This window comes from Mucilaginibacter sp. PAMC 26640, assembly GCA_001596135.1.
Taxonomy (GTDB): Bacteria; Bacteroidota; Bacteroidia; order Sphingobacteriales; family Sphingobacteriaceae; genus Mucilaginibacter.
The window spans coordinates 3,143,519-3,161,181 of the sequence record CP014773.1 but is presented as its reverse complement, the minus strand read 5'-3'; the positions used below and the strand labels follow the sequence as shown (position 1 = coordinate 3,161,181).

The window sequence follows — 17,663 nt, the reverse complement described above, 5'->3', positions numbered from 1 at the left end:
AGGCGGGGATGGGTTTGCTATTAGGTATTAGTAAGGCTATACAGAAGTTTTCGCAAGCTTTCATAAAATCAGATTTATACTTATCATATTGTTTCTTTTTAAGTTGATTGCGGATACAGCATCGATATAAATTGATCATCCGAAGCGGTTCGACTACTTGTGAAATAAACACCACTTTTACGTTCAATTACCGCAGTAAATAGATATTGGCCGCAAGATATTTTGGAATCTGCCTCAAGGGTTACTTCCTTCCAGCTTAAGTACCTTTTTCTTACATCGCAGAAGTATAAATCTTTACCTGCACTGTGAAAATAGATATCAACACTAACGCCGTTGGGTTTGGCCTGGCGCTCCCTAAGTTTTTCAACATTTTGGGATGCAGTGAATACAGTGAGTTTTTTGATCTCTCCAGCAATCTGCGCTGGTAGTTTCATGGTACATCTATTCATATTTTTACTTTATTTTTCTTGGTTGCTTCTATTATTTATACACCTAATCCACTACCCCGGACAGATCCGGCCTTCGTATTGTCGGCAATGGTTTTTAAATTACCTACCTTCAGTTCAACGATTACCTTCTTTACCTCTTCAACTGTATTGAAGGTGTTTGTAGCAATTTGCTCTTGAAAAATCAATCCTTTAATGGCTGAATCATACATCTTGCCCATGATGCTATTGGTGCCGATTGAAACCAAGTTATTCTCGCGAGTATGAACCACCAGCTGCTTTGTTAGGTCATACGTGCCCCTAGTAATCCCCTCCAGGGCGTTTGCCTGATCTGAGGTAATTGATTTAATAGAATTGCCTAAGGCGCTGGTGGTTGATGAAGAGGAAGCAGGATCCTCAAAGAATTGTTTAAACGGAGTCAATCCAGCTGAAAAGCTATCACCGGCCGACTTGAGCAAATCTTTATATTTGTCAAAATTAAATCCTAAAGCGCTATTGCCGTTATCCTTCATGTAATCGGCAAAATCTTTGATAAAATTATCGACTACCGGTTGCAGGAACTTTAATTCAAGGCCCTTTTTCACCGCATTTGCAATCACCTTATTGAATGCCTCATTTAGTTTGGCAAGGGAGTCTTCGCCGGTATTGAATGCATCTGTAAAGGCATCCGCTAAACTGGACGACAGGTCCTTAAAGGTAGTCTGCACCAACATATCAGTAATTGACTGTTGGATATCCGCAATCTGGTTAGGTATCTCGTTGATCTTATCCTGATAGGCATCTATTTTACTTTGATCAGCTTTTTTCTTGCTCCTTTCGGCATCCAATTGCTCCTGAAGTATAACCTGCTGCGCGTTTAGGTTCTTAATCTCTTCAAGGCTTGAGCTATAGTAAGATTCACCTACCGACCGCTGAACATCACGCTCCAATTGTTTAAACCCTCTGTCCAGTGCATCCAATTGGCTTTGGTAACCCTTAATTGTCTTTTCAATGCGTTTATCGTTCGCATTAAATATTGAACTAAATACACTGGCTATCGCCTGCACCACTACAAGAGCTGCTGATATTACAGCAAGGATAACAGAAGACTTTTCAGCCGTCTTAATTGCAGCGCTCACACTAACCGCGACTGCTGCTGTTGCCGTTAGGGATGAAAGGGCGGTCGCTCCAACCTCACCCAAAGCATCTTTTAAAAATGCCGTTGACTGTACAGCATCATTTATAAAATTGAATGAACCCGAAGTGGCTTTGGCTAGATTGCTCCAGTCGATCTGGATTTGCTGAGCTGACTTCTTAGCATCTCCCGCGCCTTCAGTAAAGACAGCCTCAAGGGATTTGCCAAGCTCTGCAAACGGGTTGCGCTTTATTAATTCGCCTCTAGCTGCCTCCAGCTTGGCCAGGGTGTTTTCAATATCGATAGGATTCAGTTTATCCTTATTGGCTTCAAACAATCTGGATACATCTTTGATCAAGCTATTTATAGCCTTAGATGAAATAACATCCAAGTTTGAGAACATCGCTTCAACATCTGCCCCGCTAAATATGGTGGAAAGTGTATTTTCCGCAATATCGTTTTTGTACTTTTCAGCTAGTTTGCTAAATTGGGTAGCCAATTCATCTTTACTCAAGCCCAAAGGATTACTCACCAGGGCATCTCTATCCTTTGCATACTGCTCAGTGATAGCAATTTCTTTTTGCTGGTAGGTCTGTAGTTGCTTTAGCAGGTCATCATATTTACCGCGCTCGGCATCCTTTTCGGCTGCAATCCGTAAATTCAGCTCTTTCAAATAGTCTTTCTGGCCACCGGTCCGGCTAACTTCGGGTATAGAACTAATCTTATCCGCTTCAACCTGTAGGGCCTTTAAAAACGATTTGTTATCGACAATCTTTTTATCAAAGCGCCTGGATGCCATCTCAGATCCAAATTCGCTGACATACTGTTCATAATCTGTATATTGCTTCTTTTCAAGGTCTAAAAGCTCTAAGTTTTTCTTTGCCTGGATAGAATAGCTGGCTGCATCCACTTCCGCTGCCTGGTCTGCAGACATCCTTCCGAACACCTGGCTTTTACTTACATTGCGGCCGGTAGAGTCCTTAATTACTTTACCATTACCGAATTTCTTGTAATAATCTTCAGCCTCCTTTTTCATCACCGCGTATTTTTGCTTGATGCTGACAATCTCCTGATCGTCGGATGACTCTTGCTTTTTAACCGCGCTATCGTGTAAGGCGTTAATCTTTTTCTGGAAAGCATTCCGGGCGCTAAGATCTGAAGCATCCGTGTTTTTGTTTGACTTTAAACGATCCTTCAAGGCATCTATTCTCTTGTCAATATCAGATCCCTGCAGCGCTGAACCTGGTAGGGCTGAAAGTTCAGCGATGCGTTTACGAATATCTTTTATTGAGGTGAGTTGGCTATCCGAAATGTCTTTGTTTACCTTTAATACTTTCGGCTTAATTCTGTCATAAGCCGTATTGATCAGGGTTAACGACTCCTGGAGAGCGTTGAAATTGTCGGTTGCCTGTTTAAAGGATACCTTTCCGCCGTCTGTTAAGTCTCCCGAGGCAATCCCCTTTCGGTATGTATTTACAGCAATTTCAGCTTGCTTTGTTGCTCCTATGTAGGTATTTCTTAGCTTCTCAAGATCCGCAATTGAATAATCAGTAAGGGCAGATAACACATTTTTATTTGATGTGCCGATAGGGTTCAAATTTTCCTTTTTTAACGTAGCGTTACTTTTATTGTAATTGGTTTCCACCGCATTGGCTTTATCATAAACCCGGCTACCTTCGAAAGTAAACAACCTGCCTACAAGTTCTTTATATGAGCCGCTATTTATCAAATCATTCAGGGACCTAATGCCGGCCGCTGCTCCGTCAATTATTTGTTTAAAAAAACCGCCTACCCGGTCACCTTGAATCAGTAAATCAAAAGATGTAGATAATCTGCCAACAGATGAATTTAAGTTATCGATAGATTCACCAGCCTTCAGCCCATAATCCTTCTCAAGCTGCGTGGCTAACTTTGGCAACAGGTCTGCCGCGAGTACCTGGCCGGTTTGTAGCATTTTACCTAAAGCCTTTTCATTTACGTTCATGGCCTTTGCCGCGATCGCAAATGCACCAGGCAAGCGTTCTCCAAGCTGCCCTCTTAACTCCTCACTTTGGACGGTACCCTTGGAGATCATTTGTTGAACTGCCAACAATGCCCCGCTAACCTGGTCAGCTGTAAGATTGAAACGTGCACCGGCAACGGATACCGCTTTAAAGATCCGATCCGTCTCCGATAGCGGGAAGTTTGCGGCCCGGGCAGCACCTGCGAACTTTGCGTATGATTCCGCCACCGGCAAGAAGTCCTGCCCAAGTAAAAGGGCATTGTCGCGCAATTCCTTGATCTTATCGCTGGCTGCTTCAGTGCTGCCTAAAGTAAACTTTAAAGAGGCATCAATGGCCTGTAGCTGTCTGTTTGAGCCAAATGAAGCGGTAGCCAACTGTAACGCACCTTGTACGGATAGATAACTAAAAGCCATAGACTTCAAGTCACCTACCAATCCCTGAACGGCAGTTTTGTAGTTACCTACATTCCGCTGGTGGTTGCCCATTGAAGCATCAAACTTCTTTATAGAATCGTTTAAGCTGTTGTACTCTTTTATCTGAGCTTGTATAGCCGGGCTGGTTGATTTAAAACCACCTTCAGCGGCTTTGATAGACCGGCCTAGATCCTTTAGCTTTTGATTTGCTTCATCATAAGATCCGGCTGCCGCACGCTCCGCTACACGCGCCGCTTTGGTAGCCTCTACAAGATCTCTCCGGTCTTTCCGCAACTGCCTTTCGGCGGTGGCTGCCTCCTGAGCTGATATCCTGCCTTGTTTATAGCTGGCATCCAAAGCAAGATTCTCATTCTTTAGCCTTTGGGATTCTGCCTGGGCTTCAAGTAATGTTTTCCTTAATGCTAATTGCGCTTGCTGGTAGTTTGTTATGGGCTTAGTATCAAGACCGGTGGCTGCGCTAACCTTAACAGCTTTTGCGGCTTCATCCCGCATCTGCTTAAATAGCTCCATTGCTATTTTAGCATTTTTCCGGATATCACTGATATCCATTTTTGTCGTGTATACTAATTGCCTTTGTCCGGTTTGATTGCCCATTCTCTTAATAAGTAAGTTTGTTTTTGTTTGTAATTTTGACGTTAGCGATGTCGCTGCAGGTATGGGTAACCTGAGCGTTACCATAGATATTGATATAAACCTTGGAACGACCACCGGCGCTCAGGTTTAACACTGAGTCATCAAAGCAGTCAATCATTAAGAAAGCGTTATCAGTAGCCGTAACCGTTGCCTTTGAATTGTGCTTTATGAATAGTTGGGATGAAGTATATCCGGTGATGTCGTGCTTTGCTATGCAATCTCCTAACAACACTATGAGCGGCTTATCCTGTAGCGCTATAATTTCATCGATGTGAATTCCATAGGCTGCAAGTTTGCCTTCACCTAGAGTAAGAATATCGGCATTATCCGGGAAGTTATTTTTTAAGCAGAAATCAATCCCGGCTACATACATTTTTAACAGATCATCTACACCGTTAGCCTGGTTGATCTTTACAGCCCATTCTTTGCAGATGTCTGCATCAATAGCTTTATGAAGAATGTATTTATTTAGGTTCATGGCTTGAATTATTTTCTGGTAGATCTACCGGGTTCAAAACCGTCAAAGGGCCTTTAAATACTGCAATGCCATCATAGAAAGCCTGCATGTTCATAGCCTCAAATGCTTCAAAACAGCCTTCAAGTATTTGATCCGTTGTCAAGTGTTTGGTTAACAGAGCAACTAGCTTGCTGCTCGGCTGCTGTCCGCGATTAGTAATTGCCGCGGCAACAATCCATATCAGCTTTGGCAGATGTTCTTCATATAAAGGAATTAATACTTCACCTGCAGCACCCTGGAGAATACTAATAGGCAACTCTTCAGCCTTTTTGGCAATGAGCATACAGCTGGCTAGAACTTGGGACTCAATAAGAAAATTCGATGTAATTTCTTTAGGACCAATGTTCAACAACCGCTTTAAGGTGGTAGTCGGCCTTGTAATGCTGAAAGTGTAAGTTTGATTTTCCATTTTTTAATTTTTTAAGAGTAAGCGTAAAATTCCTTCCATTTTCTGATTTGAGCCGGTGATCACATCTTTACCTTTTGCTTCTACAAAGGATGCGTAAGCCATACCGGCAACAAATACAAGGGTAATTTCGTCGTCGTATTCAATCAGTGTGGCAACTTCCTGGGCGACCGCTATTCCTGTAGAGTGCCCTTCATCGCCCTGGGATATTGCAGGGAAGTAAGTTTCAACAATAGCATGGTCAGAGACAATTACGCCACCAATAGAGGCGCGCAAATTCCAGGTAATATTATTGAACGACTTTTCAGCCGGTGTTAACGCTCTCGCGCGATCAACTACCTGGTGTAAGGTTTGAATCATAGCCGGTATCAGGTCGGATTTGATGCCCGCAGCGAAGACTTCAAAATCTTTTTCGATATCCTTAATGGTGAAATTTGGCGTTAACGATAGCATATCAATTTAGTTGGGGATCCGGAGCGGTTGCGCTACTTGTGAAATGAATCCCGCGCTTGTACTCTATAACTGCAGTGAATAGATTAGCACCTCGGTCGATGATTCCTTTCGATTTTTGCACCAACTGTGACCAGGTTACATATCGTTTGTCTTTGTCGCAGAAGTATGAATCAGTACCGGCGCTGTGATGATAGATATCAATACCAATATCATTTGACGCGGCTCGCAACTCTCTTAACTTATCAAGCTTTCGGTGCTTTGTTAGTACAGTAAGGTATTGCACTTTTTCGCGCAAAGTGGCGGGCATGTGATCCAATGGTATTGACATTATATGTTCATGTGTTTAAAGAGTTAATTAATTTCCGCGGAGTAATACAATACCGGCAAGGCCAATAAATAACTCTCGCTTCACCTCAGGAGACCCTGTTTCAAACTCTTTTTCAATCACGGGCAATGCTTTTTCTAAAAGACCCTCAAGGCGATTTTTCAGGCGGGTTCGGTTTGTGGATCCTGTTGGATTACCGCTTTGACCGGGTTTAAACGAACTGTTATTTTTTGACATTGGTTAATGTAATTATTTCCATTACCCAAAGATACGGCCCTGCAAACGCCCTGCTAAATGCCTGCGTTTACTTATATGGATTGGTAGATTAACCGCCCCCCCCCGGCACAAGGTATCAGCTTTTACCCAAGATGTTTGATCCAAATAATATAGTCGATATTAAAGACCATTTAAGATTTTATTTATAGTATTGTAAGGTCACAACCTATTCTTTAAATCATGGCATCAAAAAGAAAAGTATATAACCCTAACAATAAATTCAATCCGGTAATTCAAGCTCGAAGAATAGCGGAAGCGAGTTTGCAAATTGATAAGCTAACAAGTATGTATGAGGCAATATCTAAAGCCAATGACACGCATATTTCGCAACTTGGAAATTTTGCAAAGCACGATATTAAAAACGCTATACAATCGATGGACGCAATTTTAAATACCACCGATTTGTCAGAATATAACCAAGAAACGATTGATTCCTTATCTGCTAGATTAGATTTGATAAGGACAGTGATGGACAATTTTGCTAAAGTGGTGCCCCATTTGTATATTATGGAGATGTTGACCACCCTGTTTCGGGCCAAATTGACCCAGGGGTTAGCTGACTTTTGGGTTGCAGCAAATGCTATAAAAGCATGTACAAAAATAGTTATTTAAAAGGTAATTTCATTAATGGCTGTTTTCCGGTTCAACATTACGTTTTCTTCTCATAGATTCTCCCTTTAGCTCGATACGGTGTGCATCATGAACGATCCGGTCAAGGATCGCATCAGCAACCGTTTTTTCACCGATCACTTCAAACCATTTGCTCACCGGCAACTGCGAAGTGATGATCAGCGAGGTCTTACCGTGCCTGTCTTCAATGATCTCCATTAGTGCAGCCCTGCTTTGTGCATCAAAAGGCTGGATACCAAAGTCGTCGAGTATGAGCAATTGCTGCCTTTCGATCTTAGCCAGCTCTTTCATGTAGGAGCCGTCCGCCTTGGCCATCTTCAGTTTAGCGAACAGTTTGGGCGTACTGGTGTACAATACCCGGTAGCCCAATACACAGGCCTGGTAACCCACAGCAGAAGCAATATAGCTTTTACCGATGCCTGTACTCCCGGTAATCAGCAGGTTCTCGAAGCGATCAACAAACGTACAGTCCGCCAGGCGCATGATCTGGTTGCGGTCGATACTTCGGTCGGCATGGTAGTGAACGTCCTCTATAGCGGCTTTATAGCGGAATCGGGCATAAAGGATCGTGCGTTCAATACGCCTGTTCTGCCGGTCGTCCCATTCTGCATCTACCAGGTGGGCCAGCAGTTCATCTGCCGTATAGTCGTTTGTTTTACCGGTTTCCATGCTGCTTTTAAAGGCATGGAACATCCCGAAGAACTTCATCTTCCGCAGTTTGTCTAAGGTACTTGTGTTCATGTTATTGTTGTTTTAATGGTTATTTGTAATAGTCTTTTCCCCGGATATTACCGTGATCAGGCATAGGTAGCTCATCGGCAAATATGCTTTCCTCATAATTGTCCATCTTGTTTTCCAATATGGTTTGTATCGTTTTATAGCTATAAATACCATAACTGAGCCCCCGCTGACAGGCCATTATTAACCGGTCGTTCCCTGCTTTTTTTGCAAAGCCAAGTATCCCCAGGCAGGATTTGTAAGCCTGTTCGGGGTGTTGTTTACGCTCCAGTATCTGATGGATATATAGCCTGACATCCTCATGGATGGAGGTCGCCCAATTGAGGAACATATCCGGTGTCCAATCACTTTTAAAGCGATGGGCACTGGCCATATGTTCTTTGTCGGTAGTATAACCGTAGGGGTTCTTTTCGCGCTGGTGCAAAGCGATACGCTCATAATTGTAGTAGATCTCTACAATGGTGCGGGAGTATAACAGCTTGACCTTTTTGCCGATGAAGCGGTAAGGCACACTGTAATAGTGTTTATCCGGGCCGAGATTGACATGGCCGTTCTTGATCACCCTGGCATAAAAGTGCTTTTTGAACTGGTAACGCAGGACAGGCAGGGGTGCCAGGGTGCCACGCTCTATCTCTTCAAACTGTAGTATCCTGCTATAATTGCGGCCTTTGAGCAACTGGCTGTTATGGGCTTCCAAGGCCTGCCAGATCGCTGTATTGAGTTCTGTTAAAGAATGGTAGATATGCTTGTTTAAAGGGGCGTATACCTTAGTATAAATGATCTTAACGGCCCCTTCTACCAATGCCTTGTCGCGCGGGCGGTACGCCCGCGCCGGTAATATGGTAGTGCCATAATGATCGGCAAAGTCTTCAAATGTTTCGTTGAGGGTAGGTTCATAGCGGCTGCTTTTGGTTACGGCCGCCTTCAGGTTATCCGGCACAATGGCGGCCGGAACGCCGCCGATAAAGTGCAAGGTATTCTCGCAGGCCGCTATAAAGTCTTCCTTTTGCTGGCTCATAACAGCCTCTACATAGGTGAGCTGGCTGGCCCCAAGGATTGCCACAAAAACTTCTACTTCAATGACTTCACCGGTTTCCTTGTCCGTATAGCTCATCTTTTCACCCGCAAAATCGACGTACAGTTTGTCCCCGGCCTTGTGATCCATGTGCATGGTCGGATTGACCTTGGTCTTCCACTGGTTGTAATACGTGCAAAATTGGGTGTACTTATAGCCCTCGGGGAACTCCTTGATATAGGCTTCCCACAAGATCTGCCGGTTCATACCAGTCTTTTTAAGCTCTTTATCGACGTGGGGGAAGCAGCGCAGCATGGATTGCATACGGCTGCTTGGCTGGTTGTTTTCCCTGGTCTTGCCGAAAAGTCTTCCAGTTCCTTATCATTAAGGTTATTAACTTCTTCAAAGGTAAAGCCGCTCTTCTTAAGGACGGCCAGGTACTTTCTTACGGTATTCCGGGATGAATCAATCTGGGCAGCTATAAATCGCGTGCTGCGACCCTGGCTGTTCATCCTTAAAATCTTTCTAATCTTACTCATGCTGATTGTCAAATTGGCCATCTTAGAACGGGTCTTTTGCCCTCAAAAGATGGTTGCTTCTACAGCATTTGCTACGCGTTTTGGTGGGTCAGTTTGCCCCGAAATACCATGGTCAGTTTGCCCCGAAACAGTGGGTCAGCTTGCGCCGAAATAGTGTGGTCTCATTCATCATAATCTCCAGGCTAATGGGAAAACAATAGTGGTTTGTGATAATTATCACAAACTACTATTTAGAATATTCCTAAAAATTGTAACGAGAGCAGCCACAGTTTGTAAATATTGTCATCGATAATATTTAACCATCCAACCGAGCTTTAGGGTATAATTTTCACCCATGAAACGCTCCGATCTACCCGACCTTATTTCATTTTTTTTAATACTGATGTTTACGTATGCCACGGCGAGTAAGCTGATTGATTTTCGTTCCTTTCGGACGCAAATGCTAGTACAGCCCGTTCCAAAGTGGTCCGTTGGTTATTTGATCATCTTCATCCCTCTAATAGAGTTAGCAACAATAGTTTTTTTGCTATTTAAAATAACCAGAACAGCAGGGTTTTATGCATCTGCCTTTCTGATGCTTTTATTTACTGTTTATGTAGGCTTAGCGATAACCGGCGCCTTTGGCAGTATTCCATGTTCCTGCGGCGGCATAATTGGAAAACTAAATTGGCAGCAACACTTTGCCTTTAATTTGATATTCCTGTTTCTAAGTATATATGGAATATTTATCGATTTTAAGGAAAGGAGGTTCATTGGCAAGTAATATAAACCACAATTTGTTTAACTGGTTCAGGGACTGATTAAGCACGGAAACGGTATCGAAATACCGAGAATTCGTTTATTAAATTTCAGAATCAAAGTTTTCGCTGCTTTTGATTTATAAAGTCAGACAATATCATGAAAAGAAAAATTTTAGGTTTCGCAGCAATTGCAATCGCGTTGGCTGCAAGTGCTTTTACCAATCCAACAACTAAAGCACATGGAAAATTCATCAGTTATAAATGGTTCAGTATTTCTGCGACCAATTTAAACCCAAGTGACGCGGTTCCAAGAACGGTGGCTACCTATTTGGGAGAAGGAACAACCGCTCCAAATCCGGGCAATTGTTCCGCATCCACCCATCAGTGCGTATCTGGTTTTTCCTCAAGCCAGGTTAACTCAAGCAACCAGCTTATCAATGATATGCAGGTACCGCAAGTAACACCGTTAAGAAAACCTTAAGCAATGAAGGAGGCTGTCTTAAAAACAGCCTCCTTTTTAATATCCTGCATTTTGATTCAAAGCGGGGTTACTTTTGATTTCCGCGTCAGGAATAGGATATAAAATATCAGTATGAGTCCAATTCGCTTTTGAAGGTTGCAAAACCGCATCGGCTCGGTTTGTTCGCTGCAGGTCAAACCACCTGTTACCCCATTCACAAAACATTTCTGATCGCCGTTCTTTTTCCAAGGCCAAAAGTAAGGAAGTCTTATCAGTGCCTGGCGTATTTGCTAACCCGGATCTGGTTCTTATCAAATTGATATCGGCTATGGAACCGTTTAAGTCATATAGATTTACTCTCGATTCAGCCCGTATTAGATAAAGCTCTGCCAATCTGATAGCAGTATAATTTTCCGTAGCTATCCCGTTTGTTGTGCCAGCTTTATATTTAAAAGGGTATGGATAGCTTACTCCATTAACCGAACTAATACTTATCCAATTTGATTTTCGTAAATCGCCAGGTTCAAAGGAATTATATAAAGAATCACTCAGTACATATTTAGGGGCAGCATTAGGATCTGATGGGACAAAACTATATCCTTCCCAAGTTTCTATGCCTGGAAAAACTGGTAAAAACTTCCAAATAGCCTCCTTGCTATCAGCTAAAAACACATCGCCAAGATTATCCTCTAATTTATAAAGGCCTGAATTGATTACAATACTGGCGTTATTTTCCGCCTCCTGATAATTTTTTTGGTATAACTGAACTTTTGCAAGGAGTGCCGTAGCGGAATAGTAGCTGGCTCGTTTTGCGCTACTGTTTCTCGGCAAATTCGCCTGAGCATAAGTCAGGTCACTAATAATTTGAGAATAAACAGAATCTGCCGACGCTCTGCCTTGCGTCTGAGATATACGATAGTCCGTAGTAGTAACAACCGGAACCGGGCCGTATAAATTTGTGAGATAAAATAAAATAAATGCTCTGATTTGCCTCGCTTCTCCCATAAGCTTTTGTTTCGCTGATGTGGAAATTCCTGGACTTCCGCTTATACCTTCAATGCAAGCATTGGCATCATATATGAATTTGTAAGCCGAGTTCCAAAGCACCTGATTAAAACTATTACGAATATTTATTTGATTACTGTAAAACTGGCTAAGGTCAGGGTCGTTCGAAGTTTGAGAAAGTTCATCCGCCGAAAGGCCAGGATAAGCAGTAAGTCCTCCCGATGTAAATGAAAAACCAAAATTTTGCATCATATCTACGTAGATACCAACTATTGCGCTATTAGCGCTAACACTATCAGTAAAAACCTTTGTTTTTTCTAACTGATTTTTTGGCGGGCCAACATCAATGGATTTCTTACAGGAGAAATATGCATTTGCTAAAATTGCCGTAAAAACGACTAACGTTATTTTTATTTTCATGTGTTTAAAAGTTAAGTTGAAGACCGCCGGTTATTACTCTTAATGTGGGTATGCCGTAGAAATTTTGTGTTTCAGGGTCGTTGCCCTTAAACCGAGAGATTGTAAATAAATTCTGCGCGTTTACATAAAGTCTGATAGCTGAGGCGTTGAGTCTTTTTAAAATAGTTTTGGGTAAGAGGTAAGACAGCGATACCGTCTTTAATCTTAAATAAGATGCATCACTGTAAATTCCATCTGAATGCCTGAAGCTTGTCAACGCGATAGCAGCATCTCCATATTGCGAAGCATATTTTTGAAATGTTGCTTGATCTCCAGGCGCTTTCCAATGCGCATCAATAAGTGCAGCTGGTTGGTTTGCCTCTACACCTGGTGTTCCATAAAGCTGGCCGAAGTAATTAGTACCCAACTGCTTTTTGAATTCAACAAAGACGCTTAACTGTAAGTTCTTATAACTAAGATTATTCGATATGCCGCCATAGAATTTAGGATCAAGGTTGCCCAAATCCTGATAATCGTTTAAATCACTTCCTGACGACTCTTGAGGGGTACTGGTTATTTCACCCTTCCTATTATAAAACTGAAATAATCCTGTTGTTGAATTTACGCCAGCTGATTTAAAGCCAATTTTTTCATTAATTGAACGTCCTAATAAATATGTCGTCGCATAGCTTGAGGTTGAAAGATTGGGAAATGCCAATAATTTGTTTCTGGGGACGGATGCATTAAAGGCTGCATTCCATGAAAAATCCTTTTGACTCAAAATTTTCGCCTGAACTGTAAATTCCCAGCCTGAATTCTGAACTAGTGCAGGGGAATTTTCGATTACACTTGAAAAACCTGTTTGGCTAGGCAGAAGATACATGATTAACTGATTACCTGAACGATTTCTGTACCAACTCGTGGTCAATAAAATTCTATCCTGCAAAAAGCCCAACTCTAACGCAACTTCCAATTTTTCGGTAGTTGCCCAACCAAATTGGTCATTAGCTAAATTTTGTGGTAGGTATCCTAAATTACCGCCGTAATTATAAAGCGTAGGAGCGTACCTAGATATAAAATTGTAATCTCCGATCCCGTCACTACCGGTAATGCCGTAACTAGATCGAAGTTTACCATAGCTAAAAGCGGGTAATTTATCCTTTATGAAGCTTTCCTCACTAAATATCCAGCCTGCACCAACAGATCCAAAATATCCAAACTGTTTACCTGAACCAAAACGGCTTGAACCATCCCGACGCGCGTTAATGTCGAGAATATATTTTCCGTCCCATCTTGTATTGAGACGGGCAAATACCGCTGTATATTTATAAATTAATGAAGCGTCAGACGCGGTTTGAGTAGGCGCACCTGAAATGGAATGAATTAGTTCATCATTAATATAACCGGAACCCTGTATCTGATTAGTACTGGTCGTTCGTTGCTGATAAGTTCCGCCAACCAGTAGTGAATATAACATCTTTTTGAAGCTATTTTTATATTCCACCTGAGGCTCTATTATCCAGGTTTTGATATTATTATTTCCAAACGATGCGGTAGCTACGGGATTATAAGCGGGATTTTGGCTTGACTTTGGCGATGCAGAAAACTCTGTAGATTCCAGTGAACTATAACCATTGTTGGCTCGAATTGTCAGTCCTTTTAAAATGTTGTAGGATAAATTCAGATTAGCATTCAAGGAATTAGTGTTGACGCTATATGGAGCCTTGAAAGAAGTATATGGGTTGAATGCCGCATATGAACCGTCTAAAGGAACGCCTTTATAATCCCAAATCAAATTTCCCAACTTGTCTAAGGGATTTGGGTAATTAGGTTCTAAAGAAAAAGCTGTCAGCAAATTTGGGCTTGCAGAAGAATTGTTCTTATCATAGGAATATGAGGAGGTAAAATCTAGCGTAAATTTTTTATCAATCGAGTTATGATGAAGGTTAGAAGAAAAACTAAACCGGTTATCACCGTAATCACCAGGAAAAATATAGGTATCACGATTGAACCCCGCAGCTAAACGAAATTGCGTTTGCTCGGAACCACCAGATATGGCAGAATTCGTATTTAAATGATGTGCACTATTCCCTATGAAGTATTTTTTCCAATCAGTATGTGTTGATTGATCAAATACGGTAAGGTCGGGGGCATAAGCCGGATCATATAACAAATTATTAGGAGTTATATGATCGTTTGAAAAAGCTTCACGGCGCATATTGAGATATTGTTGAGTGTTCATCATAGGCATCGTACGCCCAACAACGCTGATGCCATTATCGATGGTGATATCAAAACCTGTTTTTCCTGCCTTTCCTTTTTTTGTTGTTATCAAAATGACGCCATTTCCTCCCCTGGAACCATAAATTGCGGTAGCGTCCGCATCCTTTAAAACTTCGATACTTTCAATATCGGCAGGGTTAATACTGTTGAATGGACTAATTCCACCGTATGAATTTCCATAATAGGACCCTTGGCCTGGAGAATTCGCAGATGAAAATTGATTGATATTATCATTTTGAGCTGCCAATGGCACCCCATCAATGATAAACAATGGCTGGTCCTTCTGCGACAAACTTCCCAAGCTTGAATTTAAGGTATTTTGTCCCCTGATCTGTACAATGAACGAGGAACCAGGGACACCACTAGATGCAGTGATTGACAATCCGGCAACTCGTCCCTGCAAAGCTGCTAAAGGGTTGGCCACAGGTTGTTGCTGAATTTCGGTACCAGTTATTTTTGTTATTGCGCCAACTGAATTGCGCTGTGTATTAGTCCCATATGCAATTACGTGAACTTCGTCTAACGCGGTCAATTTTTGATAGAGTATGACTTTTAGGTCTGTTTGGTTTTCAACTTTGACTTCAAGGGTTGCAAGATTTGTCGCGGTGAAAACAATAATTGGTTCAACACCAACTACCTTGATTTTAAACTGGCCTCTGTCGTCACTCATTGTTACCTGATGTGTTCCCTTTTGAGTTATGGTAATTCCGTTGAGCGGTTTTAGCTGTGGATCGCTAACTGTTCCGGTAATCGTTTGAGAAAAACATACTAAAGGAAACAGCAAACTGAACAGCAAAATGATAAATTTCATTTTGATTTATTTAATGGAGGTTAATTAGTTAATTGATATAGTCGCGATCCTTTACGATTAGGAATTCAATTGGCCGCAACTCCTTGGTTAATGTGAAGCCTTGCTTCTGAAGGCTTTTCGAGACTTTAACCGGATCGGATGTATCGGAAGGTAAATCGAGCCAAACGTTTGAAGTATAGGCTGTTTCATCTAAGACCGGTACTTTAAACAGAGATTCAAGCTCAAATCTTAACTCTGTTAATGGGTGATTGTAAAAGTAAACCGGCACCCCGAGTTGTTCGTAGATATTTGTTTCTGATATACTTGGACCACTAAGTTTTCGACTGTTTTTATTTGATAATCTTATCACCCAGCAAGTGTCTATGATTATTGCGCTGTCAAGTGTAAAAGGAAAGTACCGCGCCAAATCTTCTTTAACATATCGAAGGGCTATCTGCCTGGAAACAGATGGAAAAATGGCTTCATATCCGTAAACGTTCTTTCGCTGTGCAGAATCTGTTTGCGGATTGTCCTTTATCATATCAGCATGTTTGGTCTGCAATTTGATACGTTTAAATAAATGGTTGAAGCTTGGATTAGCTAATTGAATCAAATTGAGAACCGTGGTATTATAATCATATATCCGAGTTACATTCCCAATCGAATCCGTATCAAAACCTCCCCCAGTTAACTGTGGCGTGTATCGAAAAAGCATACTTCGCATACAATATATTAATGGCACCGTTGAGCCATTGCCGTTGACGAGTAAGGGTTTGGTATAATCATTTTCTACTTTTACTATTTGGCGTAGCGGCACTTCTTGATTTCTAATAATTGCTGCAATGTTTTGCTCGTTAACCTCCTCCGCATCAGTTATCTGTTTGACAATTCCATTTTTAATCCAGACGTACCGTCCCATATATTGAACATTGAACATAGTTCTTAAGACCGAATCCTGAACTACTGACGGCAGGTTAAATACCTTGCTTCGTGCTTTAAAAAACGCCATGATCCTCGACGGTGAATCGAATTTTGAATCGATATCTACAGGCAGAAAAAAAACGTCATTTCGGAATTTAGTCTGAAGTGCTTGAATAAGCGGAAAGTGCTCCACACAGGGCAAACAATATGTGCCCCAAAAATCTAGTATCACCAGCTTATCTTTAAAGTCGGAAAGATGAATTTGGTCGGCATTATAATTGACAACATTTTGAATGACAATGTCCGGTACCTGATCACCAATCTTTAAAGGCTGGGAGGTATATTTAAACTGGGAATGAGCCTCAAAAAAAAGGCATAGCAGTCCCATTACGATTAAAATCGTTATTTTTTTCATGAGATGATTAATTAAAATTTGGGAGTTGGAAACGAAAACGAAGCGGATAATAGCGACCCGTGTTTAACTATTAACTGACCGGGTCGCCATTATCCATTGATCATTCTGGCGGGCAGATGACCAGTTGCCATACGATGAATTTACTTGCTTTCATTCCCAGTCGTGATTTTAGCGACTGACAATGCGCCAAGCAATTCGGCGCGATGGTAGATTTCAGAGACTAAAGCCGGGAGTTTTCCGATGCAGGGGTTTTCCAGATTTTGCAGTTCACTTCCCTCCTGATTTTTGGCCAGGTTCTTATAGAACCAATCATTTAACTCCAGCTGGAACTGATCATATGGTACAGTGTTAAACCGCTCCATAATTTCAGTTAGGGAATCAAACTCAGGCATTTCAGGAAGTGCTTTTTTCGCGTCCATGTTAATGATTAAAATTCATTATCAGGAGTCTGCAAGAGAGATTGATTTCTGTAAATACTACAGGCATGGTTCCCAACTTATTGTTCCCGGAGGCTTACGACAGCCAGAGCACAAATAAGAAGGGCGCCCATACCTGTAGTATGGGCATTCCGGCTTCTCATCTTGCGCTCTATTAGGAGGTCGTAATTTCCGGGAGCAAGACTCAAAGCGAATGCTTCAATTTTTTCGAAGTATTCGCAAAAATAGTATAAGTGACGTAATCACCTATGGGTTTATTAAGCTTTATTTCATTTATCAAATATAACAAATGGTTTGCATTTAGTCAATATCGACGTAATAAAAAACAATATTAGATGGTTGCTTTACGCGTAAATGGCAGTTAAGTATCGTAATCAAGTATTCATCGAAAAGGTGACAAAGCGAATTGAGGAGATACGAACGGAAAAGGGTATTGTTCAAGAAGATATCGTAGACCGAACCGGTTTTACGTTAAAGCAAGTGTGGATAATGCTTAGCGGCAAAAGTAATTTTGCAATTTCAAATTTAGAAGCCATAGCTAGTGCATTAGGTGTCCATCCTAGAGAATTATTAAACTTTGATTTTGAGTTTAAAAAACATTCACCTACTAGAAAAGAAAGAAAAGGAAAATAGTTACATAAAAGCTATCATGATGTAACGTAATCTATTCGTAAGTTACCAGTC

16 protein-coding genes and 1 pseudogene are annotated in these 17,663 nt (G+C 41.6%); 4 read left to right on the top strand and 13 right to left on the bottom strand.

The features are described 5' to 3' along the window. Positions 1 to 98 precede the first annotated feature (98 nt). The 7 genes from A0256_13630 to A0256_13600 are packed head-to-tail and all read right to left on the bottom strand — an operon-like array spanning position 99 to position 6,568. The gene (locus A0256_13630; GenBank protein AMR32388.1) at positions 99 to 434 is read right to left on the bottom strand and encodes a hypothetical protein; all 336 of its coding nucleotides are present in this window, start codon (positions 432 to 434) and stop codon (positions 99 to 101) included. Between the two features lie 50 nt (positions 435 to 484). After that, complete coding sequence (locus A0256_13625; protein ID AMR32387.1) at positions 485 to 4,591, bottom strand: hypothetical protein; 4,107 nt, start codon at positions 4,589 to 4,591, stop codon at positions 485 to 487. A 4-nt stretch (positions 4,592 to 4,595) separates the two neighbouring features. Continuing rightward, positions 4,596 to 5,108 (bottom strand): hypothetical protein, encoded by a 513-nt coding sequence (locus A0256_13620; GenBank protein ID AMR32386.1) that lies wholly within the window; start codon positions 5,106 to 5,108, stop codon positions 4,596 to 4,598. Then, positions 5,095 to 5,556 carry a hypothetical protein gene (locus A0256_13615; protein ID AMR32385.1) on the bottom strand — a complete coding sequence of 154 codons (462 nt, stop codon included), beginning with the start codon at positions 5,554 to 5,556 and terminating at the stop codon, positions 5,095 to 5,097. The genes A0256_13620 and A0256_13615 overlap by 14 nt, the downstream gene beginning before the upstream one ends. A gap of 3 nt (positions 5,557 to 5,559) precedes the next feature. After that, positions 5,560 to 6,006 (bottom strand): hypothetical protein, encoded by a 447-nt coding sequence (locus A0256_13610; protein AMR32384.1) that lies wholly within the window; start codon positions 6,004 to 6,006, stop codon positions 5,560 to 5,562. 1 nt (position 6,007) lies between these two features. Further along, positions 6,008 to 6,334 (bottom strand): hypothetical protein, encoded by a 327-nt coding sequence (locus tag A0256_13605; GenBank protein AMR32383.1) that lies wholly within the window; start codon positions 6,332 to 6,334, stop codon positions 6,008 to 6,010. Between the two features lie 27 nt (positions 6,335 to 6,361). Beyond that, a complete protein-coding gene (locus tag A0256_13600) occupies positions 6,362 to 6,568 on the bottom strand; it encodes a hypothetical protein (protein AMR32382.1) in 207 nt (68 codons plus the stop codon). Between the two features lie 219 nt (positions 6,569 to 6,787). On the opposite strand from A0256_13600, the gene A0256_13595 reads away from it, so the two are divergent. Further along, positions 6,788 to 7,219, top strand: coding sequence for a hypothetical protein (locus tag A0256_13595; protein ID AMR32381.1), 432 nt, complete (start codon positions 6,788 to 6,790; stop codon positions 7,217 to 7,219). Positions 7,220 to 7,231: 12 nt separating this feature from the next. Here A0256_13595 and A0256_13590 read toward each other — a convergent pair whose 3' ends face one another. Both A0256_13590 and A0256_13585 read right to left on the bottom strand, forming a co-directional pair. Beyond that, the gene (locus tag A0256_13590; protein ID AMR32380.1) at positions 7,232 to 7,978 is read right to left on the bottom strand and encodes an ATP-binding protein; all 747 of its coding nucleotides are present in this window, start codon (positions 7,976 to 7,978) and stop codon (positions 7,232 to 7,234) included. A gap of 19 nt (positions 7,979 to 7,997) precedes the next feature. Beyond that, positions 7,998 to 9,550, bottom strand: a pseudogene (locus A0256_13585) (transposase). A gap of 313 nt (positions 9,551 to 9,863) precedes the next feature. On the opposite strand from A0256_13585, the gene A0256_13580 reads away from it, so the two are divergent. Beyond that, positions 9,864 to 10,292, top strand: a complete 429-nt coding sequence (locus A0256_13580; GenBank protein AMR32379.1) for a hypothetical protein — start codon at positions 9,864 to 9,866, stop codon at positions 10,290 to 10,292. A gap of 134 nt (positions 10,293 to 10,426) precedes the next feature. Next, positions 10,427 to 10,750, top strand: coding sequence for a hypothetical protein (locus A0256_13575; protein ID AMR32378.1), 324 nt, complete (start codon positions 10,427 to 10,429; stop codon positions 10,748 to 10,750). A 36-nt stretch (positions 10,751 to 10,786) separates the two neighbouring features. Here A0256_13575 and A0256_13570 read toward each other — a convergent pair whose 3' ends face one another. The 4 genes from A0256_13570 to A0256_13555 all read right to left on the bottom strand — a co-directional run bounded on the left by A0256_13570 (position 10,787) and on the right by A0256_13555 (position 16,961). Then, positions 10,787 to 12,154 (bottom strand): hypothetical protein, encoded by a 1,368-nt coding sequence (locus tag A0256_13570; GenBank protein AMR32377.1) that lies wholly within the window; start codon positions 12,152 to 12,154, stop codon positions 10,787 to 10,789. Positions 12,155 to 12,158: 4 nt separating this feature from the next. Beyond that, a complete protein-coding gene (locus tag A0256_13565; GenBank protein AMR32376.1) occupies positions 12,159 to 15,227 on the bottom strand; it encodes a hypothetical protein in 3,069 nt (1,022 codons plus the stop codon). A 28-nt stretch (positions 15,228 to 15,255) separates the two neighbouring features. After that, a complete protein-coding gene (locus tag A0256_13560) occupies positions 15,256 to 16,542 on the bottom strand; it encodes a hypothetical protein (protein ID AMR32375.1) in 1,287 nt (428 codons plus the stop codon). A gap of 140 nt (positions 16,543 to 16,682) precedes the next feature. Next, a complete protein-coding gene (locus A0256_13555) occupies positions 16,683 to 16,961 on the bottom strand; it encodes a hypothetical protein (protein ID AMR32374.1) in 279 nt (92 codons plus the stop codon). Between the two features lie 372 nt (positions 16,962 to 17,333). On the opposite strand from A0256_13555, the gene A0256_13550 reads away from it, so the two are divergent. Continuing rightward, positions 17,334 to 17,612, top strand: coding sequence for a DNA-binding protein (locus tag A0256_13550; protein AMR32373.1), 279 nt, complete (start codon positions 17,334 to 17,336; stop codon positions 17,610 to 17,612). The last annotated feature ends 51 nt before the right edge of the window (positions 17,613 to 17,663 follow it).